Source organism: Streptomyces asoensis, assembly GCF_016860545.1.
GTDB classification, from domain to species: domain Bacteria; phylum Actinomycetota; class Actinomycetes; order Streptomycetales; family Streptomycetaceae; genus Streptomyces; species Streptomyces asoensis.
The window spans coordinates 74141-94199 of record NZ_BNEB01000003.1; the positions used below are offsets into that span (position 1 = coordinate 74141).

At 72.7% G+C, this 20059-nt stretch carries 16 protein-coding genes; 8 read left to right on the forward strand and 8 right to left on the reverse strand.

What is annotated here, in order from left to right:
• Window positions 1-103: 103 nt before the first annotated feature.
• Together Saso_RS12955 and Saso_RS12960 are read left to right on the forward strand one after the other, a co-directional pair.
• Window positions 104-643 carry a CGNR zinc finger domain-containing protein gene (locus tag Saso_RS12955; protein ID WP_189917781.1) on the forward strand — a complete coding sequence of 180 codons (540 nt, stop codon included), beginning with the start codon at window positions 104-106 and terminating at the stop codon, window positions 641-643.
• A 211-nt stretch (window positions 644-854) separates the two neighbouring features.
• Window positions 855-4163, forward strand: a complete 3309-nt coding sequence (locus Saso_RS12960) for a S8 family serine peptidase (protein WP_189917784.1) — start codon at window positions 855-857, stop codon at window positions 4161-4163.
• Between the two features lie 107 nt (window positions 4164-4270).
• Here the strand turns inward: Saso_RS12960 and Saso_RS12965 are convergent, their stop codons facing one another.
• Together Saso_RS12965 and Saso_RS12970 are read right to left on the reverse strand one after the other, a co-directional pair.
• Entirely contained in the window at window positions 4271-5164 is an 894-nt protein-coding gene (locus Saso_RS12965) for a hypothetical protein (RefSeq protein ID WP_203833528.1), read from the reverse strand.
• A 1-nt stretch (window position 5165) separates the two neighbouring features.
• Window positions 5166-5702 carry a sigma-70 family RNA polymerase sigma factor gene (locus Saso_RS12970; protein WP_189917786.1) on the reverse strand — a complete coding sequence of 179 codons (537 nt, stop codon included), beginning with the start codon at window positions 5700-5702 and terminating at the stop codon, window positions 5166-5168.
• Window positions 5703-5909: 207 nt separating this feature from the next.
• Between Saso_RS12970 and Saso_RS12975 the strand changes: the two genes are divergently transcribed.
• Window positions 5910-6926, forward strand: coding sequence for an aspartate-semialdehyde dehydrogenase (locus tag Saso_RS12975; protein ID WP_189917789.1), 1017 nt, complete (start codon window positions 5910-5912; stop codon window positions 6924-6926).
• 80 nt (window positions 6927-7006) lie between these two features.
• Here the strand turns inward: Saso_RS12975 and Saso_RS12980 are convergent, their stop codons facing one another.
• Complete coding sequence (locus Saso_RS12980) at window positions 7007-7534, reverse strand: DUF1203 domain-containing protein (protein WP_189917791.1); 528 nt, start codon at window positions 7532-7534, stop codon at window positions 7007-7009.
• A gap of 180 nt (window positions 7535-7714) precedes the next feature.
• Between Saso_RS12980 and pepN the strand changes: the two genes are divergently transcribed.
• A complete protein-coding gene (gene pepN / locus Saso_RS12985; protein WP_189917793.1) occupies window positions 7715-10282 on the forward strand; it encodes an aminopeptidase N in 2568 nt (855 codons plus the stop codon).
• A 38-nt stretch (window positions 10283-10320) separates the two neighbouring features.
• On the opposite strand, the gene Saso_RS12990 is transcribed toward pepN, so the two are convergent.
• Entirely contained in the window at window positions 10321-11289 is a 969-nt protein-coding gene (locus Saso_RS12990; protein ID WP_189917795.1) for an EamA family transporter, read from the reverse strand.
• 143 nt (window positions 11290-11432) lie between these two features.
• Here Saso_RS12990 and Saso_RS12995 point away from each other — a divergent pair, with 143 nt between their 5' ends.
• On the forward strand, window positions 11433-11954 hold the full coding sequence (locus Saso_RS12995) for a MarR family winged helix-turn-helix transcriptional regulator (RefSeq protein WP_189917797.1): 522 nt from the start codon (window positions 11433-11435) through the stop codon (window positions 11952-11954).
• A gap of 108 nt (window positions 11955-12062) precedes the next feature.
• On the opposite strand, the gene Saso_RS13000 is transcribed toward Saso_RS12995, so the two are convergent.
• The 4 genes from Saso_RS13000 to Saso_RS13015 all read right to left on the reverse strand — a co-directional run bounded on the left by Saso_RS13000 (window position 12063) and on the right by Saso_RS13015 (window position 15744).
• Window positions 12063-12347, reverse strand: coding sequence for a hypothetical protein (locus tag Saso_RS13000; RefSeq protein WP_189917799.1), 285 nt, complete (start codon window positions 12345-12347; stop codon window positions 12063-12065).
• Between the two features lie 153 nt (window positions 12348-12500).
• On the reverse strand, window positions 12501-14627 hold the full coding sequence (malQ, locus tag Saso_RS13005) for a 4-alpha-glucanotransferase (RefSeq protein ID WP_189917800.1): 2127 nt from the start codon (window positions 14625-14627) through the stop codon (window positions 12501-12503).
• Entirely contained in the window at window positions 14628-14861 is a 234-nt protein-coding gene (locus tag Saso_RS13010; RefSeq protein ID WP_189917802.1) for a hypothetical protein, read from the reverse strand.
• Window positions 14862-15207: 346 nt separating this feature from the next.
• Complete coding sequence (locus tag Saso_RS13015) at window positions 15208-15744, reverse strand: HNH endonuclease (RefSeq protein ID WP_189917804.1); 537 nt, start codon at window positions 15742-15744, stop codon at window positions 15208-15210.
• 323 nt (window positions 15745-16067) lie between these two features.
• Here Saso_RS13015 and Saso_RS13020 point away from each other — a divergent pair, with 323 nt between their 5' ends.
• From Saso_RS13020 to Saso_RS13030, 3 genes are all read left to right on the forward strand, one after another.
• Complete coding sequence (locus Saso_RS13020; RefSeq protein ID WP_189917806.1) at window positions 16068-17171, forward strand: mechanosensitive ion channel family protein; 1104 nt, start codon at window positions 16068-16070, stop codon at window positions 17169-17171.
• Between the two features lie 250 nt (window positions 17172-17421).
• A complete protein-coding gene (locus Saso_RS13025) occupies window positions 17422-18633 on the forward strand; it encodes an ROK family transcriptional regulator (RefSeq protein ID WP_189917808.1) in 1212 nt (403 codons plus the stop codon).
• A 76-nt stretch (window positions 18634-18709) separates the two neighbouring features.
• A complete protein-coding gene (locus Saso_RS13030; RefSeq protein WP_189917810.1) occupies window positions 18710-20059 on the forward strand; it encodes an ABC transporter substrate-binding protein in 1350 nt (449 codons plus the stop codon).

Here is a 20059-nt window from a genome sequence, read left to right on the forward strand (position 1 = left end):
CGGACACGCTGCGGATATAACCCCTCTCATCTAATTTAAGGGTTAGAGGTGGTGACGTCAACCGGTCACGTACTCTTTGACGGTTAGAACGGAAGGAGTCCCGATGTCCCCCACCGCCCCGGACCCCCGCCCCCTCACCGGGGAGCCCCTCGCGCTCGACCTGCTCAACACCCGGTGGACGCAGGAGGGCTCCGTGCGGGACCTGCTGCTCGACACCGACGGACTCGCCGTGTGGCTCGCCGCCCACGCACTGGACGAGCGGTTCACGGCCGACGCCACGACCCTGCGGCACACCCTGCGGGCCCGTGACGCGCTCCGGGCGGCGGTGGACGGCCCCATGGACACCACGGGCGTCGACGCCGTGCTGGAACAGGGCCGGATCAGGCCCACCCTCACCGCCGAAGGGCCGGGCGAGCGGGCCGAGTTCCGCGACGACGCCTGGGGTCCGGGCTGGCTGGCCGCCCGGAACTACCTGGAGCTGCTCTCCACCGCCCCCGACCGGATCCGCGGCTGCGCACAGGAGACCTGCGTGCTGCACTTCTTCGACACCTCGCGCAACGGCACCCGCCGCTGGTGCTCCATGGCGGTCTGCGGCAACCGCGCGAAGGCCTCCCGGCACTACGCCCGCGCCAAGGACGCCTGACGTAAATCCGCACAACAGGCGGACAGCCGACGCACAGGGGGCTCGTAGAGGGTTTTCCCCATACATGCATCTCGATTCGGTCAACTCTCCCCAAACAGCTGTCCCTTAGGTAAAGCTTTGCGGTCATCCGGGATCGCATCCCGGACGACCGCGATCAGGAAGGAACGGCCTGATCGCGGCCCGCTCGTTCCTTTACCTACAAGGGATGCCGATGACCCTCACCCCCCAGCGTGAACCGATATCGGGCGCAAGACGCGTGGCCCGCATAGCCGTGGCCGCCGGCCTGGTGGCCGCCCTGTCCGCGGCCGGCCCGATACCCATGGCCTTCTCCGCCGAGGCGGGACCGGCCGCGGCCGACCCGGGCGCGAAGTCCGCCCACGACAAGCTCGGCTCCGACGACGCCGACCTCCTCGCCGAGGCCAAGGCCGCCGGCGACAAGAACGTCACGCTGATGGTCGCGACCGCCCCCGGACAGACCGAGCAGGTCGCCGAGGAGCTGGACGCGGTCAAGGGCGGCTCCGTGGGCCAGTCCTACGACAAGGTCGGCTACGTCCGCGCCACCGTCCCGACCGGCAAGGCCGACGCGGCGATCGCCGCCGCGGCGAAGCTCTCCTCGGTGCACGCCATCGACCTGCGCCAGGACATCGTCCTCGACGACCCGACGCCGAGCGCGGACACCGCGAAGGGCGCCCGGTCCGCCGGGAAGACCAAGACCTACGCCGCGCCGGGCAAGAACACCCCCGCCCAGAACCCGTACAACCCGTCCTTCGAGACGGGCGCCGTCGACTTCGTGAAGAAGAACCCGAAGGCGGACGGCCGCGGTGTCACCATCGGCGTCCTCGACTCCGGCGTGGACCTGTCGCACCCCGCGCTCCAGAAGACCACCACCGGCGAGCGCAAGATCGTCGACTGGGTGACGGCCACCGACCCGATCCTGGACAGCGACGCTTCCTGGCGCCCGATGACCACCTCCGTGTCCGGGCCCAGCTTCACCTTCGGCGGCCGGACCTGGACGTCGAAGCCCGGCTCGTACCAGGTCAACGTCTTCCGCGAGTCCGCCACCGCGGGCGGTGACGCCAAGGGTGACGTCAACCGCGACGGCGACACCACCGACGTGTGGGGCGTCCTGTACGACGCGGCCGCCGGCACGGTCACCGTCGACGTGAACAACAACGGCGACTTCACCGACGACACCGCGATGAAGCCGTACAAGGACGGCTACCAGATCGGGTACTTCGGCACCGACAACCCGGCGACCGACGTCGCCGAGCGGCAGCCCTTCGTCGTGCAGATCCGCAAGGACGTGCCGATGGACCCGTACGGCGGCGACTGGGTCGGCAAGAAGGCCGACTTCGCCAACATCGGCCTCATCGCCAGCGAGCACGGCACGCACGTCGCCGGCATCACCGCCGCCAACGGCCTGTTCGGCGGCAAGATGAACGGCGCCGCGCCCGGCGCGAAGATCGTCTCCTCCCGTGCCTGCGTCTTCGGCCCGGGCTGCACCAACGTCGCCCTCACCGAGGGCATGATCGACCTGGTCGCCAACCGCGGCGTCGACATCGTCAACATGTCGATCGGCGGTCTGCCGGGCCTGAACGACGGCAACAACGCGCGCGCCGAGCTGTACACGCGCCTCATCGACACCTACGGCGTCCAGCTGGTCATCTCGGCCGGCAACGAGGGCCCCGGCGCCAACACCATCGGCGACCCCGGTCTGGCCGACAAGGTGATCTCGGTCGGCGCGGCCATCTCCAGGGAGACCTGGGCCGCCAACTACGGCTCCCAGGTGGAGAAGAAGTACGCGCTGCTGCCCTTCTCCTCGCGCGGCCCGCGTGAGGACGGCGGCTTCACGCCGACGCTGGTCGCCCCCGGCGCCGCGATCAACACCACCCAGACCTGGCTGCCGGGCGCCCCGGTCGCCGAGTCCGGCTACACCCTGCCGGCCGGCTACTCGATGCTCCAGGGCACCTCGATGGCCTCCCCGCAGGCCGCGGGCGCCTCGGCGCTGCTGATCTCGGCCGCCAAGCAGGCCAAGGTCGCGCTCACCCCGGCCGTCCTGCGCACGGCACTGACCTCGACCGCCCACCACATCAAGGGTGTGCAGGCGTACGAGGAGGGCGCGGGCGCCATCGACGTCGTGGACGCCTGGAAGTCCATCAGGAAGGGCGCCACCGCCCACGACTACACGGTCAAGGCGCCGGTCGACACCGCGCTCGACTTCGCCCTGAAGACGCCGGGCTTCGGCACCGGCATCTACGACCGTGAGGGCGGCCTGAAGGCCGGCCAGAAGAAGACGTACGACGTCACCGTCACCCGTACGTCCGGCGCCGACAAGCCGGTCCGGCACAAGCTGCGCCTCGAGAACAACGCGGCCCACGCCTTCAAGATCGTCAGCTCGGACGACGTCTACCTGCCGCTGAACAAGCCGGTGACCGTCAAGATCCAGGCCAAGCCGAAGGCCGCGGGCATCGCCTCCGCGATCCTCGAGGTCGACGACCCGAAGACCGAGGGCGTCGACAAGCAGATCCTGAACACGGTCGTCGTCTCGACGCCGGTGAAGTACGCCTTCCACGCCTCGGACACCGTGCAGCGCAACAGCTCGCGGTCCTACTTCCTGACCGTGCCCGAGGGCGCCAAGGCGTTCGAGGTCGCGATCGGCGGGCTGAAGGACAAGAGCCAGACCCGCTTCATCTCGATCCACCCGTACGGCGTCGCGGTCGAGGACAGCTCCACGATCTACTGCTACAACAACTACCTCGACGGCAACGGCTGCAAGCCCGACGCCCGTTCGTACCCGAACCCGCAGCCCGGGGTCTGGGAGATCGAGGTCGAGTCGCGCCGCACCTCGCCGCTGCTCGACAACCCGTACACGCTGGACGCCACCGTCTACGGCGCGGCCTTCGACCCGGCGACCGTGACCGTGCCCGAGGCGAAGGTCGGCACCCCGGCCCCCGTCTCGTGGAAGGTCACGAACAACTTCGCCGCCATCGACGGCAAGCTGGTCGGCGGTCCGCTCGGCTCGTCCAAGTCGGAGCGTCCGACCATCGCGAACGGCACGACCCGGACCACCACGGTCGAGGTCCCGGCCGGCGCCAAGTCGCTCGACGTCTCCATCGGCAACGTCTCCGACGCCTCCGCCGACCTGGACCTGACGGTCTTCGACGCGGCCGGCAACCAGGTCGCCCAGCAGGCCGACGGCGACTCGGAGGAGGGGGTCTCCATCCCGTCGCCCGCCGCCGGCACGTACACCATCGAGGTCGCGGGCTACTCGGTCCCGGCCGGCACGACGGCGTACGACTACCTGGACGTGTTCTTCTCGTCCTCGCTCGGCACCGTCGCCGTCGACGCCTCGACCCCGGTCAAGCTGGCCACGGGCGCCTCGGCACCGGTCTCCGCGACCGTCACCGCCGCGGCCGCCGCACCTGCGGGCCGGGCCTTCTTCGGCCAGGTCCAGCTGGTGAACGCGCGGGGCACCGTCGCGGGCACCGGCAACGTGGCGATCGAGAAGGTCACGCCGTAACCGGCACAGGATGAACCGGCCGGCAGGCCGGCAGGGGCGGGCGTCCACCGGGCGCCCGCCCCGCTCCTTCGTCCCGGCCGCGCGGCCCGCGCTGCCCGTCCGCGCGCCTACGCGCAGCGGGCGGCCGCCGCCTCGGGCAGCGCCCGGGTGAGCGCCTCCCGTTCCGGGGCGATGTCGGCCTCGCCGACCACCCAGACGTCGGGGGTGACGGACCCCTTCCCGATCGCGACCAGGACGTGGTCGCCCTCGGCGAGCAGCGGGTCCATGTCCTCCTCCATCACGAAGCCGACCTCGGGCCCGCCGCTCGCCGGCCGCCAGGCGTGCGTGACGCGCAGGGTGATCCGCTCCCGGCCGGTGCCGGGCACCCGGTCGACAGCGGTGACGTCCCCCTCGACGACCAGCCGGGCGCAGGCCAGGTAGCCGGGATCGCCGAGCATGCTCGCGCCGGCGCCCGCCGAGGACTGGGCCTTCTCGTCGGCCGCCGCGCTGTCCGCGCTCTTGTCGGCCTGCACACCCGCGAACCCGCCGGCCCGGACGACCGCCCAGCCGCCCCCGAGCAGCAGCGCGCCCGCGGCGGCCGCGCCGGCCAGACGCAGGGCGAGGGGACGGATCCGGCGCGGTGGGCGCGTGCGCCGCAGCGCGGTGGGCGCGACGGCGGTGTCCCCGGCGGGCGCCCCCTCGGGCACCGGCCCGGTCAGGACGTCCGCGAGGACGCCCAGCTGCTCGCGCAGGAGCGCCACGTCGGCGGTCGCCGACCGGTGGGCGGCCAGATAGGCGGAGTCGGCCCGCGCCTCCTCGGGGAGACCGGCGGCGGGCACACCGAGGACGGCCGCCATCAACGCGTCCATGCCGTCGTCGTCCCCTTCCCGTCCGCCGTCGGCCTCCTGCCCGTGCTCCCCGTGGCGGGCGTCCGGGGTCCCGTACGCCTCCGGGTCGTCCTGGCGCGGGCCGTTCCCGCGTCCGGGACCGTGTCCGTGTCCGTCTCCGGGCCGGGCGGTCATGTCACACCACCTCGTCTTCGTGCAGGCGGGCGCGCAGGGCCCGGACCGCCGTGTGCAGGCGGCTCTTGACCGTGCCCTCCGGAACGCCCAGTTCCCGGGCGATCGAGCGCACCGGCAGGTCGGCGTAGAAACGCAGGACGAGCACCTGGCGCTGGGCGTCGGGCAGGTCGTCCAGCCCCTGGGCGACGGCGAGGGACAGCACGCTGGTGTCCTCGCCCGAGGGGTGCTCGTGCTGGCGCAGCGAGGCCAGCCGCTCCCCCAGCCGTTCCTGGCGGCGCTTGGCGCGGTGCCAGTCCATGGCGAGGTTGGAGGCGACGACGGCGGCCCACGCCGAGACGTCACGCGGCGTCTCGTACCCCTTCGCCGCGCGCTCCAGCAGCCGCAGACGCACCTGCTGCACCCCGTCCGGCAGGTCGGCCTGCGGTACCCCGCCCAGCGCGAGCACCGCCCGCACCCGGCGTTCCTGCGCCGCGTCCAGCGGGTCGTCGCCGTCCCCGGCGCCGTCCCCCTGGGCGCGCCGGGCCCTTCTGCGCAGCACAGCACCCCTCCCTACCGCGTTTCCTCTACGACGCGGCAGGGCGCGGAAACGTTCGGTCAGGGCCCGGGAAAACCCTGCGAGGCGTACGTCACACCCGCGGGCGTCCCAGTCCTCGGGCATGGTGGGCAAAGAATTGGACAGGCGGGCCGGGGTCGGCCGCATGATGGAAAAGTCCGCAAAGAGCCGTGAGCAGTGCAAGGAGTCGCCGTGAGGGTCGGAATCGTCGGAGCCACCGGTCAGGTCGGCACGGTCATGCGCAGGATTCTCAAGGAGCGTGACTTCCCCGTCACGGAGCTGCGTCTGTTCGCATCGGCGCGTTCGGCGGGGACGGTCCTGGACGGCGTGACGGTGGAGGACGCGGCGACGGCCGACTACACGGGACTGGACATCGTCCTGTTCTCGGCCGGCGGCGCGACCTCCCGGGCGCTGGCCGAGAAGGTCGCCGGGCAGGGCGCGGTCGTGATCGACAACTCGTCGGCGTGGCGCAAGGACCCCGAGGTCCCGCTGGTCGTCTCCGAGGTGAACCCGCACGCGATCGTGGACCGCCCCAAGGGCATCATCGCCAACCCGAACTGCACGACGATGGCCGCGATGCCGGTCCTCAAGCCGCTGCACGCGGAGGCCGGTCTGGAGGCGCTGGTCGTCGCGACGTACCAGGCGGTGTCCGGCTCGGGCCTGTCCGGCGTGGCGGAGCTGCACGGGCAGGCGCAGAAGGTCGTGGCCGACGCGGACCGGCTCACGCACGACGGCGAGGCGGTCACCTTCCCCGAGCCGCAGGTCTACAAGCGCCCCATCGCCTTCAACGTGATCCCGCTCGCGGGTTCCGTCGTCGAGGACGGCCTGAACGAGACGGACGAGGAGCAGAAGCTCCGCCACGAGTCCCGCAAGATCCTGGAGATCCCCGGGCTGAAGGTCTCCGGCACCTGTGTACGGGTCCCGGTGTTCTCCGGCCACTCCCTCCAGGTCAACGCGCGTTTCGCCCGCCCGATCAGCGCCGAGCGCGCGACGGAGCTGCTGGGCGGCGCCCCGGGCGTGGCGCTCAGCGACATCCCGACCCCGCTCCAGGCGGCCGGCAAGGACCCCTCGTTCGTGGGCCGCATCCGCGAGGACGAGACCGTGGAGCACGGCCTCGCGCTCTTCGTCTCCAACGACAACCTCCGCAAGGGCGCGGCCCTGAACGCGGTGCAGATCGCGGAGCTGGTGGCGGCCGAGCTGAAGAGCTGACGCCGGGGTTCTCCCGGACGCGGGCGGGGGCGGGTGCGAGAAGCACCCGCCCCCGCCCGTTTCCGTACCGGGCCGCGCGGTCAGCCGCGGCGGACCTCGTAGAGGAAGCAGCCGTACTCGACGGCCCGGACGTGGACGAGGGACACCTCGGGGTCGGCGAACGCCTCGGCGAAGGCCGCGCCGAAGCCGCCGGGGTCCTCGACCAGCCGGCCGCCCAGGATGTGCCCGGCGGCGGAGTAGCGGCGCACGACGCGCCGGGCGCCGGTGAACGGCAGCTCTTCCCCGGCCGGGCCCGCGCACTCCCGCGCGTGGACGAAGACGGGCCCCTGCTCGTCGTAGGGGCCGGGGTCGGCGCCGGTCGCGGCCGCCCAGCGGCGCAGCGGGGCGTAGGACACGAGCACGATCGACTCACCGGGCTCGCTGCGCCGAAGACAGCAACGCAAGGGGGCGCCGCCCTCCTCGTCGGTCACGGGCACGGGCGGGCGCCCGGCGTCGTCGGCGCGGCGCAGCTCGTCGAGGACGTCCGCCGGGACGGGCCGCGCGGTGCGGGTGACGGCGGTGCCGGCGGCGGTGGGGATCGGGGTCGGGGTGTCTGCCTGGGTCGTCATGGGTCGAGCCTCGCGTGCGGCGCCCGGGCCCACCGGCGGATTCCGGACGTCGCGCCGGGGCGCCCCGGCGGGCGCCGGCACGCGACCGGGGGACCGCCGCCCTGCCCATAAGGTCGTCGCCCGGGGTGGGGCCGTCGTGGAAGGATGGCGCAACCGACACATATCCGAGGAGATGACCGCGTGCCTGGCACAAACCTGACTCGCGAAGAGGCGCAGCAGCGGGCGAAGCTGCTCACCGTTGACTCGTACGAGATCGATCTCGACCTCTCCGGCGCGCAGGAGGGAGGGACCTACCGGTCCGTCACGACGGTGCGTTTCGACGTCGCGGAGGGAGGCTCGCAGTCCTTCATCGACCTGGTGGCGCCCACCGTCCACGAGGTCACGCTGAACGGGGACACGCTCGACGCGGACGCGCTCTTCAAGGACTCCCGGATCGCGCTGCCGGGCCTGCTGGAGGGCCGCAACGTCCTTCGGGTCGTGGCCGACTGCGCCTACACCAACACGGGTGAGGGACTGCACCGGTTCGTCGACCCGGTCGACGAACAGGCCTACCTGTACACGCAGTTCGAGGTGCCGGACGCCCGCCGCGTCTTCGCCTCGTTCGAGCAGCCGGACCTCAAGGCGACCTTCCGGTTCACCGTGAAGGCGCCGACCGGCTGGACCGTCGTCTCCAACTCCCCGACGCCGGAGCCCAAGGACGACGTCTGGGCGTTCGAGCCGACCCCGCGGATCTCCAGCTACATCACCGCGCTCGTCGTCGGGCCGTACCACAGCGTGCACAGCGTGTACGAGAAGGACGGACAGTCGGTGCCCCTCGGCATCTACTGCCGGCCCTCCCTCGCCGAGCACCTGGACTCCGACGCGATCTTCGAGGTCACGCGGCAGGGCTTCGAGTGGTTCCAGGAGAAGTTCGACTACGCGTACCCGTTCGAGAAGTACGACCAGCTGTTCGTGCCGGAGTTCAACGCGGGCGCGATGGAGAACGCGGGCGCGGTGACCATCCGCGACCAGTACGTGTTCCGGTCGAAGGTCACGGACGCCGCGTACGAGCTGCGCGCGGAGACGATCCTGCACGAGCTGGCCCACATGTGGTTCGGCGACCTGGTCACCATGGAGTGGTGGAACGACCTGTGGCTGAACGAGTCGTTCGCCACGTACACCTCCATCGCCTGCCAGGCGTACCACCCGCAGTCGCGCTGGCCGCACTCGTGGACGACGTTCGCCAACTCCATGAAGACCTGGGCGTACCGGCAGGACCAGCTGCCCTCGACCCACCCGATCATGGCCGAGATCGGCGACCTGGACGACGTCCTCGTCAACTTCGACGGCATCACCTACGCCAAGGGCGCCTCCGTCCTGAAGCAGCTGGTGGCGTACGTCGGCATGGACGAGTTCTTCGCGGGGGTGCAGGCGTACTTCAAGCGGCACGCGTTCGGCAACACCCGCCTGTCGGACCTGCTCGGCGCGCTGGAGGAGACCTCGGGCCGTGACCTCGGCACCTGGTCGCAGAAGTGGCTCCAGACCGCCGGCATCAACGTGCTCCGCCCCGAGATCGAGACGGACGCCCACGGTGTCATCACGTCCTTCGCGATCCGCCAGGAGGCCCCCGCGCTCCCGGCCGGCGCCAAGGGCGAGCCGACGCTGCGGCCGCACCGCATCGCCGTCGGCCTGTACGGGCTCGACGACGGCAGCGGCAAGCTGCTGCGCGACGAGCGCGTGGAGCTGGACATCGACGGCGAACTGACCGCCGTGCCGCAGCTGGTCGGCAAGCGCCGTCCGGACGTCGTCCTGCTCAACGACGACGACCTGTCGTACGCCAAGGTCCGTCTCGACGAGCAGTCGCTCGCCTTCGTCACCGAGCACCTCGGCGACTTCGAGTCGTCCCTGCCGCGCGCCCTGTGCTGGGCGTCGGCCTGGGACATGACCCGGGACGGCGAACTGCCCACCCGTGACTACCTGTCCCTGGTGCTGTCCGGCATCGGCAAGGAGTCGGACATCGGTGTGGTGCAGTCGCTGCACCGCCAGGTCAAGCTCGCCATCGACCTGTACGCCGACCCGAACACCCGCGAGGCCCTGCTGACCCGCTGGACGGACGCGACGCTGGCGCATCTGCGGTCCGCCACGGCGGGCAGCGACCACCAGCTGGCCTGGGCGCGCGCCTTCGCGGCCACCGCCCGCACGCCGGAGCAGATCGACCTCCTGGAGTCGCTGCTCGACGGCGCGCAGACCATCGAGGGTCTGGCCGTCGACACCGAGCTGCGCTGGGCGTTCGTCCAGCGGCTGGTGGCCGTGGGGACGTTCGACGAGGCGGACATCGCCGCCGAGTACGAGCGGGACCGGACGGCCGCGGGCGAGCGCCACGCGGCGACCGCGCGGGCCGCCCGGCCCACCCCGGAGGCCAAGGCGGAGGCCTGGGCGTCCGTCGTGGACTCCGACGACCTGCCGAACGCCGTGCAGGAGGCGGTCATCGCGGGCTTCGTGCAGACCGACCAGCGGGAGCTGCTCGCGCCCTACACGGACCGCTACTTCGAGGTCGTCAAGAGCATCTGGGACTCCCGTTCGCACGAGATCGCCCAGCAGATCGCGATCGGGCTGTACCCGGCGGTCCAGATCTCCCGGGAGACGCTCGACAAGACGGACGCCTGGCTGGCCTCGGCCGAGCCGAACGCGGCCCTGCGCCGTCTGGTCTCGGAGGCCCGCTCGGGCGTGGACCGCGCGCTGAAGGCCCAGGCGGCCGACGCGCGGTAGCCGGGGAGTTCACCGGCCGGCCGGTCCGCGCGAGCGGGTCACCGGCCGACCGGTTGCGCGGGCGCGTGCACCGGGTCCGTACGGCGCCGAGGGCGTCCGGCACCAGGCCGGGCGCCCTTGCCCTTTCCCGCGCGCTGGCCCGTTCCCGCGCCCCTGCCCGTTCCCGCGCGCTGGCCGGCGACCGTCGCGCCGAAGGCCAGCGCCATGCCCGTCAGCTGGACCGGGGTCAGCGCCTGGCCGAGGGCGGCCCAGCCGACGACGGCCGCGGTCAGCGGGGAGAGCGGGCCGAGGAAGGTGACCTGGGTGGCGGTGAGCCGGCCGATGCCGCGGAACCAGAGCCAGTACGAGACGGCCGTGTTCGCCAGGGCGAGGTAGAGGTAGCCACCGACCGCGCGGCCGTCCAGGGCGGGCGGCGCGCCCTCGGCCAGGAAGGCGATCGGGGCGATGAGCAGGCCGCCCGCGGTGAGCTGCCAGCCGGCGAGGACGAGCGGGCCGACTCCGTCCGGGCGGCCCCACCTCTTGGTGAGGACGGTGCCCGCCGACATCGAGGCGGTGGAGGCCAGCGCCGCGAGCACACCGAGCGTGTCGAGCGCCCCGGCCGCCTTCAGCACGACCAGGCTGACACCGAACGCCGCCACGACCCCGGCCAGCACGGTCCGGGCGGTCGGCCGCTGCCCCAGCAGCAGCGCCGAGAGGCCGACGACGAACAGCGGTCCGACGGAGCCCACCACCGCCGCCATGCCGCCGGGCAGCCGGTAGGCGGAGAGGAAGAGGAGCGGGAAGAAGGCGCCGATGTTCAGCGCGCCGAGCACCGCCGCCTTCCCCCACCAGATCCCGCGGGGCAGGACCCGGCCGAGCGCGAGCAGGAGCAGTCCGGCGGGCAGGGCGCGCATCATGCCGGTGAACAGCGGGCGGTCGGCGGGGAGGAACTCGGTGGTGACGGCGTAGGTGGTGCCCCAGGAGACCGGGGCGAGCGCGGTGAGCAGGACGGTCGTGGGCCTCTTCATGCATTTAGCTTAGCGCTAAGCTACTTAGCATCAAGTGTCTTAGACCTGATCGTCTTGCACCCCGCCCGCTTGCACCCCTCTCGCTTGCTCCCGGCCTGCTTGCCCCCTGCCCGCTTGCCCGCGGACCAGGGGATACTCCTCCCATGAGCAGCCCGCAGCCCCCGCGCAAGGACCCCGTCGACGCGATCATCGAGCAGTGGGCGACGGTACGGCCCGACCTCGACACCGGCGCCATGGAGGTGTTCGGCCGCATCACCCGGCTCGCGCGCGCGATGGGCGACCGGATGGAGAAGGCCTACGGGGCTCTCGGGATCGGGCGGGGCGAGTTCGACGTCCTCGCCACCCTGCGCCGTTCGGGCGCGCCCTACACCCTCTCGCCCCGGCGTCTCTCGGCGACGCTCATGCTCACCACCGGTGGTATGACCGGCCGTCTGGACAAGCTGGAACGGGCCGAACTGCTGCGCCGCTCCCCCGACCCGCACGACCGGCGCGGTCTCCAGGTGACGCTGACGGACAAGGGGCTGGAGCTGGTCGACCGGGCGGTCGCCGCGGGCCTCGCCGCCCAGACCGAGGCCCTGACCGCCGCCCTGGACCCCGAACGGGCCGGCCGGCTCGCGGGTCTGCTGCGGGAGCTGCTGCTGACGACGGAGACGGCGCAGGACTGAGAGCGGCGGCGGGTCCGCCCGGCGAACGCGTCAAGGGCGCCGGCTCCTCCCCCGTACGCGCACGTCGTACGGGAGAGGAGCCGACGCCCTCGGGCGGGGAACCGGGGTTCAGGCCTTGGTGGCCTTCGCCCCGCCCCTCACGGCGATGTTGGAGCTGGTGGTGTCGCCCCGGTCCTTCGACTTGTCCAGGACCCACACCAGCCCGGCGATCAGGGCGAACAGGGCGAGGGGGGCCACCACGTAGAGGCCCAGCGTCTCGCCGACGCTCAGACCCGGGCCGGGGTCGTCACCGTCGTCGCGGGTCAGCGCGAGCGCGGGGGACGACATGAGCAGCATCATCAGCGTCGTACCGGCGGCCAGGGCGCCGGCGCGCAGGGCGTTCTTCTTGTCCACGGTGCCAAGTTAGCGAACGCCGTCGGGCAGCGCGCGCCCGGGGTGCCGTACGGGGAGCTGTACGAGGGGGCGGGGTGCCGCCGCGGCCGTCCCGGGAGCGGCCGCGGCGGCGCGCCCGTGTCCGCCCGGCGCCCCGCCCGCGTAACGCCGCCCTCAGCCCTCTCCGGCTTCGGCCGCTTCCCCGTCGGGCGCGCCCGTCCCCGGGGCGGGCGGGCCGTCCGGCTCCCGCAGGACGTCCATCAGCGCCCGCAGTCTGGGCGAGGCCGCGAGCTCCTCGAGGGTCACCGGGCGTCCCGTGGCGTCGGCGATCGGCAGCCGCCAGTTCGGGTACTGGTCCCAGGTGCCGGGGAGGTTCTGCGGACGCCGGTCGCCGACTCCGTCGGGCAGCCACACGCCGATCATGCGGGCCGGGGTGCGCAGCAGGAAGCGGTGGACGGCCTGGATCTCGGCCTCCTCCGAGGTGTGGTCGCCGCCTCCGCCGGTGCCGGCCAGCAGCCCGAGGCGGGCGAGCAGGCCCAGCCACTCCGCCGTGTCGTGGGCCGCCTCGGCGCGCTCCTCCTCCACCGGCCGGGTCAGCAGCCCGAGCCGGTCCCGGAGTTCGACGTGCTCGCCGGTGAGCCGGGCGGCCGTGGACGGCAGGTCGTGCGTGGTCGCGGTGGCCAGGCAGTCGGCGCGCCACCGGTCGGGCGCCAGCGGGCGGCCGTCGCCCTCCCAGTCCCGTTCGAACCACAGCACGGACGTCCCGAGCACGCCCCGTTCGCGCAGCGCCTCACGCACGCCCGGCTCGACGGTGCCGAGGTCCTCGCCGATGACCACGGAACCGGCCCGCGAGGCCTCCAGCACCAGGACGGCGAGCATGGCCTCGGCGTCGTAGCGGACGTAGGCACCCTCGGTCGGCGGCTCGCCCTGCGGCACCCACCACAGGCGGAACAGGCCCATGACGTGGTCGATGCGCAGCGCGCCCGCGTAACGGAACAGGGCCCGCAGGAGGTGCCGGTAGGGGGCGTACCCGGAGGCGGCCAGCCGGTCCGGGCGCCAGGGCGGCAGACCCCAGTCCTGGCCGCGGGCGTTGAAGGCGTCCGGCGGGGCGCCCACCGACATCCCGGCGGCGAAGTACTCCTGCTGCGCCCACGCGTCGGCGCCCTCCGGATGCACACCGACCGCGAGGTCGTGCACGATCCCGACGGGCATGCCCGCCTCCCGCGCGGCACGCTGGGCGGCGGTGAGCTGGGTGTCGGTGAGCCAGGCGAGACGGGAGTGCAGGTCGACGCGGTCCAGCAGTTCACGGCGGGCCCGGGCGGTCTCCGCGGAGCGCGGGTCGCGCAGCGCCGCCGGCCACCGCCGCCACTGCGGTCCGTGCACCTCGGCGAGCGCGCACCAGGTGGCGTGGTCCTCCAGGGCCTGGCCCTGCTCGGCGAGGAAGTCGCAGTAGGCGGCGCGCCGGCCGGGCCCGAGCGGCACCCGGGCGACCAGTTCCAGGGCCTCCCGCTTGAGCTCCCACACGGCGTCCCGGTCGATCAGCTCGCCCTTCTCCAGGACGGCCTCGCGCAGGCGTCCGGCGCGGTCGAGCAGGGTCCGGCGCAGGCCGTCGTCGTCGACATGGGCGAACTCGGGGACGTCCTCGACCCGCAGGTGCACCGGGTCCGGGAAGCGGCGCGAGGACGGGCGGTAGGGGGACGGGTCGGTCGGGGCTCCGGGCACGGCCGCGTGCAACGGGTTGACCTGCACGAACCCCGCCCCGAGGGCCCGTCCCGCCCAGGCGGTCAGCTCGCCCAGGTCCCCGAGGTCGCCCATGCCCCAGGAGCGCCGGGAGAGCAGGGAGTACAGCTGGACGAGGAGGCCGTACGCCCGTCCGGCGGGCGAGGGCAGCCGGGGCGGGGCGACGACGAGGTGGGCGCTGCCGGTGCGTCCGTCGGGGGCGGTGGCCGTCAGCCGGTGCACCCCGAGCGGGAGCCGCTCGACGGAGTCCAGGCTCGGGCCCTGCTCGGTCCGCACACTCAGGACGGTGCCCTCGGGGAGCGCGGCGAGCGGCTCGCAGGGGCTCCCGCGCCAGCACACCACCGTCGGCGGCAGGAGCCGCTCGCCCAGTTCCCGTTCCCGGGCGGTGAGGGCCGCCCGCACGGCCTGCGGGGTGTCCGCGTCGACGCCGAGGGCGGCCAGCGCGCGGGTGACGGCGGCGGCCGAGGCGGTGACGGTACGGTCCGGGGAGGGCTGGTAGGAGGTGGCGACGCCGTGCAGGGCGGCCAGCCGGGCGAGCTCCTCTCCGGGGGGTGCGCTCATCTAGGGCCTCGTGGAGTCGGAGTCCGCGACGGCGAGCGGCGGCTCGCTGGTCAGGGGCTCGGCGTCGGGCAGCGGGGGTTCGCTGGTCAGCGGGGGTTCGGCGTAGGTGCCTTCGGCGCCGGAGGCGCTGAGGTGGGTGTTCCTGGACTCGACGGGGACTGCGGCGGAGGGTTCCGCCGGGCGTTTGGAGCGGGCCGGCGCGATCACGGTGGCCTCCTTCGTCGGGGATGTCATCGGTTACCCCTGCCCTACCCAGCCGACGCGGGGACAGACGTCCGCACGCCGTCCCAGGCTGCCACCCGCCCACCTGCCGCGCCTCGGCACGGCGCGCCGGAACCCGCCGCGGATCGTGTCCGGCGGCCCGGGTCCGGGGCGGCGGCGGGCGTGCGCGAGCCCGCGGGCCGCGATCCCGCCGGACGTACCGGCCCCGCCGGGTGTACCGGCCCCAGCGGGTGCACCGGTCGCGCCGGCCCGACCGCGTGGGCCTGCCCCGCGCCGGGCGCGCCGCAGGCCCGCGGCGCGGCGCCCGCGGGGCGGCCGGGTCCACCGGCCGGGTGACCCGGTGCGAAGGCCCGGACCGTCAGGCGGAGATGCCGTCGATCCGGGCCAGGGCGTCGTCCGCGCCGAACGGCTGGAGGTACGGCAGCCAGCGCGGGTCCCGGTGTCCGGTGCCGATGATCCGCCAGGCGAGACCGGAGGGGGGAGCGGGTTTGTGACGCAGCCGCCAGCCGATCTCGACGAGGTGCCGGTCGGCCTTGACGTGGTTGCAGCGACGGCAGGACGCCACGACGTTGTCCCACACGTGTTTGCCGCCGCGACTGCGCGGGACGACGTGGTCGACGCTGGTTGCGACGCCACCGCAGTACATGCACCGGCCCCCGTCGCGGGCGAACAGCGCCCGGCGGGTCAGGGGGACGGGCCCCCGGTAGGGGACCCGGACGAATCGCTTGAGCCGGACCACGCTGGGTGCGGAGACCGTGACGGTCGCGCTGTGCAGGAAGGCGCCGGATTCCTCGAGGGAGACGGCCTTGTTCTCCAGGACGAGGACGAGCGCGCGGCGGAGCGGTACGACGCCGAGGGGCTCGTACGACGCGTTGAGGACCAGGACATGCGGCACGGATGCCTCCTTGGGCGTCGGCGGCGCGTGGCTCGCGCCGGGACGATCTGTGGTCAGTCTCCCCTCTTGCCTGGTGGACGCGCCACCATGTCCCGGTAACGGGCTGGGAGTGTTTTCGACCACACCCTCCTTCTCCCCCGGATCATGGCCTGTTCAAGCGCAGGTGAGGACGGTCCCTCCTTCACGGAACTCACCGGACCACACACAATGCCCCGTTAGTGTGGTGGTTCTGCCCTTCCGGTGACCTGACCGTGACCTCATCGTGCGTGTCGCCCTTGACCGCCGCACCGAAGGGAGCAGAGCAGCACCTGGAGGTACCTGCCGTGTCCTTGCCCGCCGTCCTTCTGGCCGCCGGTGCGTCGCCGTCACCGACTCCCTCGGAGTCGCCGACCGCGGTGACCGTCCCGTCCCTCCAGGACGCCCAGGAGAGCGCGACGAACGCGGCCAGCTGGGTCGAGCAGAACTGGTCGACCTGGCTGGCGATCGGTCTGCGCGTGCTGCTGATCCTGGTGATCGCGGTGGTGCTGAGAGTGGTGGTGCAGCGGGCGATCACCAAGCTGATCGACCGGATGAACCGCACGGTCTCGTCGGTGGACGGCACGGCGCTGGGCGGACTGCTGGTCAACAACGAGCGGCGGCGTCAGCGCTCGCAGGCGATCGGCTCGGTGCTGCGTTCGGTGGCGAGCTTCCTGATCCTCGGCACGGCCGCCCTGATGGTGCTCGGCACCTTCGAGATCAATCTGGCCCCGCTGCTGGCCTCCGCCGGTGTCGCGGGCGTGGCGATCGGTTTCGGCGCGCGCAACCTGGTCACGGACTTCCTCTCCGGCGTGTTCATGATCCTGGAGGACCAGTACGGCGTCGGTGACCAGATCGACGCGGGCGTGGCCACCGGCGAGGTCATCGAGGTGGGTCTGCGGGTGACGAAGCTGCGCGGTGACAGCGGCGAGATCTGGTACGTCCGCAACGGCGAGGTCAAGCGCATCGGCAACCTCTCGCAGGGCTGGGCGACGGCCGGGGTCGACGTGACGGTGAAGGCGTCCGAGAACCTGGACCTGGTCAAGGCGACCCTGGACGAGGTCGCCGAGAAGATGAGCAAGGAAGAGCCCTGGAACGAGCTCCTGTGGAGCCCGATCGAGGTGCTGGGCCTGGACAGCGTGCTGCTCGACTCGATGGTGGTGCGCGTCTCCGCCAAGACGATGCCCGGCAAGGCGCACGCCGTCGAGCGGGAGCTGCGCTGGCGCGTCAAGCGGGCCTTCGACGCGGCCGACATCCGCATCGTGGGCGGCGCGACCGCCCCCGTCCCGGAGGACCCCGCCGATCCGACGGCAGCCGTCGCGGCGCCCTCGGTGTTCTCCAACGCGGACTCCCCGCAGGTCGCGGCGGCGTCCCCGATCGCGCAGCCGCGCACGGGAACCCCCGCGAAGTAGCCGACGCGCCGAAAGGCCGCACCCGGGAAGGCTCCGGGTGCGGCCTTTCGGCGTTCCCCGGGTGCCGTGCCCGCGACATAACGACTCTGTTGCCCCGGGGCCGATTCCCCTTTCACTCCTTGACGTCCCCTTCGTGCCGGGCTTACGTTCCTGCCAGCCGATAGGAAACTTTCCTAACAGTGACCGGTTGTGGACTTGCGTCCGGCGGCACTGAGAAACTGGGCAGTTCAGAAAGGCAGGTGTCGACCCCATGGCAGCAACCGCCGGTACGCCGGGCACCCCGCGCGTCCTGCGCGCCATGAACGACCGCGCCGCGCTCGACCTCCTGCTGGCGCACGGCCCCCTGTCCCGCACCCGCATCGGCAAGCTCACCGGCCTGTCGAAGCCCACCGCCTCCCAGCTGCTCGCCCGCCTGGAGGCCGCGGGGCTGGTCCTCGCGACCGGCACCACCGAGGGCCGCCCAGGCCCCAACGCGCAGCTGTACGAGGTCAACCCGGCCGCCGCGTACGCCGCGGGCCTCGACGTCACCCCCGAACGGGTCCTGGCCGCCGTCGCCGACGCCACCGGACGCACCGTGGGCACCTTCGAGGTGCCCACGCCCGGCCGGAAGACCACCGGCGCCGTCGTGCGGCAGGTCACCGACGCCCTGGACGGCGCGGTGAAGGCCGCGGGCCTCACCCGCGGCGACGTGCGGCGGCTCGTCGTCGCCACCCCGGGCGCCTTCGACCCCACCACCGGCCGGCTGCGCTACGCCTCCCACCTGCCGGGCTGGCATGCCCCGGCGCTGCTCGACGACCTCGCCGCGGCCCTGCCGATGCCGGTGGAGTACGAGAACGACGTCAATCTCGCCGCCGTCGCCGAACAGCGTCTCGGCGCGGCCCGCGGCCACGAGGACTTCGTGCTGCTGTGGAACGAGGGCGGTCTCGGCGCCGCCCTCGTCCTCGGCGGCCGGCTGCACCGCGGCTGGACCGGCGGCGCCGGAGAGGTGGGCTTCCTGCCGGTCCCCGGCGCCCCCCTGGTCCGTCAGGTCACCAAGGCCAACAGCGGCGGCTACCAGGAACTGGCGGGTTCCCAGGCCCTGCCGCGGCTGGCCCGGGAACTCGGCGTCCCCGGCATACCCTCCGGACCGTACGCCGAGGTCGCCGCCGCCCTCGTCGCACGGGCGGCCGCCGAGGACACCGCCGTCCACCGCCTGCTGCTCCAGACGTACGCGACCCGGCTCGCGACCGGTCTCGCCTCGCTCGTCTCCGTGCTCGACCCCGAACTCGTCGTCCTCAGCGGCGCCTCCCTGACCGCCGGCGGCGACGTACTGCGCGCCCTCGTCCAGGACGAGCTGGAGGAGCTGGCCGCGTCCCGGCCGAAGCTGGTCATGAGCGACGTCACCGAACGGCCCGTGCTGCGCGGCGCGCTGGAGAGCGCGCTGGCGGCCACCCGCGACGAGGTCTTCGACACCTCCCGCTAGCCACCTCCCGCACCCCGCTCCACCTCTCACCTCACCGCATCCCCTTCACCCTGCCCTGTTCCTGGAAGGCTCCGCCATGCCCACACGCATACCCGAAGTCGTCCGAAAGGCGGCTTTCGCCCTCACCGCCTCCACGGCCCTCCTCATCGGCACCACCGCCTGTACCGGCCAGTCCGCGGCCGGCCCCGAAGACGACGCGTCGAAGGAGACGACCCTCACCTTCTGGCACGCCTGGAGCGCGCCGAACGAGGTGAAGGCCGTGAAGGCGCTGGTCGCCGGCTTCGAGAAGGCGCACCCCAACATCCATGTGAACGTCGTCGGCAACATGACCGACGACAAGATCAACCAGGCGCTGCGCGCGGGCGGCACCAAGGCGCCGGACGTGATCTCGTCGTTCACCACCAACAACGTCGGCAAGTTCTGCTCGTCGGGTGCCCTGGTCGACCTCAACCCGTTCTTCAAGAAGGCGGACATCGACCCGAACACCACCTTCCCGAAGGCGATGAACGAGTACACCCAGTACGACCTCAACCGCTGCGCGGTGCCGCTGCTCGGCGACGCCTACGGGCTCTACTACAACAAGACGGCCTTCGCGAAGGCCGGCATCACCGCCCCGCCGAAGACCTGGTCCGAGTTCGAGGCCGACGCCAAGAAGCTGACGATCCCCCAGGGCGACACGTACAAGCAGCTCGGCTTCATGCCGAACTACCACGGCTGGGAGACGACGACCGAGCACTACATGGGCCAGTTCTCCCCGACCTACTTCGACCGGTCGGGCAGGTCGACCATCGCCACGGACCCGGGCGTCACCGACGCCTTCACGCTCCAGAAGAAGCTCGTCGACGACCTCGGCGGCTTCCGGAAGCTGGAGAAGTTCCGCTCCGGCCTCGGCGACGAATGGGGCCCCAAGCACCCCTTCCAGACCGGTCAGGTCGCCATGCAGCTGGACGGCGAATGGCGCCTGGGCATGGCCCTGGAGGCCAAGCCCGGCTTCGAGATCGGCGTCGCCCCGCTGCCCGTCGCCGACGACCAGGCCGACCAGTACGGCAAGGGCTACATCACCGGCACCATCGCCGGCATCGCCGCCACCAGCAAGAAGCAGAACGCGGCCTGGGAGCTGGTGAAGTACATGACCACCGACACGGCCGCGGTCGTCGCCTTCTCCAACGCCATCCACAACGTGCCGTCCACGCTGGCCGCCCTGAAGTCCCCCGACCTGAAGTACGACCCGCGCTTCAAGACGTTCCTGGACATCGCGGCGAACCCGAACTCCACCACGTCCCCCGCGTCCATCAACGGCGGCGTCTACCTGACGACGATCCAGCAGCTCGGCTACGACTACGAGAGCGGCAAGGTCACCGACCTGCGGGCCGGCCTGAAGAAGGCGGCCGAGCAGATCGACACGGACATCGCACAGGCGAAGTGA

Coding starts and splice junctions, on each gene's coding strand:
- Saso_RS12955 (WP_189917781.1), top strand. CDS start 104: ATGTCCCCCACCGCCCCGGACCCCCGCCCCCTCACCGGGGAGCCCCTC.
- Saso_RS12960 (WP_189917784.1), top strand. CDS start 855: ATGACCCTCACCCCCCAGCGTGAACCGATATCGGGCGCAAGACGCGTG.
- Saso_RS12965 (WP_203833528.1), bottom strand. CDS start 5,164: ATGACCGCCCGGCCCGGAGACGGACACGGACACGGTCCCGGACGCGGG.
- Saso_RS12980 (WP_189917791.1), bottom strand. CDS start 7,534: ATGACGACCCAGGCAGACACCCCGACCCCGATCCCCACCGCCGCCGGC.
- Saso_RS12990 (WP_189917795.1), bottom strand. CDS start 11,289: ATGAAGAGGCCCACGACCGTCCTGCTCACCGCGCTCGCCCCGGTCTCC.
- Saso_RS12995 (WP_189917797.1), top strand. CDS start 11,433: ATGAGCAGCCCGCAGCCCCCGCGCAAGGACCCCGTCGACGCGATCATC.
- malQ (WP_189917800.1), bottom strand. CDS start 14,627: ATGAGCGCACCCCCCGGAGAGGAGCTCGCCCGGCTGGCCGCCCTGCAC.
- Saso_RS13010 (WP_189917802.1), bottom strand. CDS start 14,861: ATGACATCCCCGACGAAGGAGGCCACCGTGATCGCGCCGGCCCGCTCC.
- Saso_RS13025 (WP_189917808.1), top strand. CDS start 17,422: ATGGCAGCAACCGCCGGTACGCCGGGCACCCCGCGCGTCCTGCGCGCC.
- Saso_RS13030 (WP_189917810.1), top strand. CDS start 18,710: ATGCCCACACGCATACCCGAAGTCGTCCGAAAGGCGGCTTTCGCCCTC.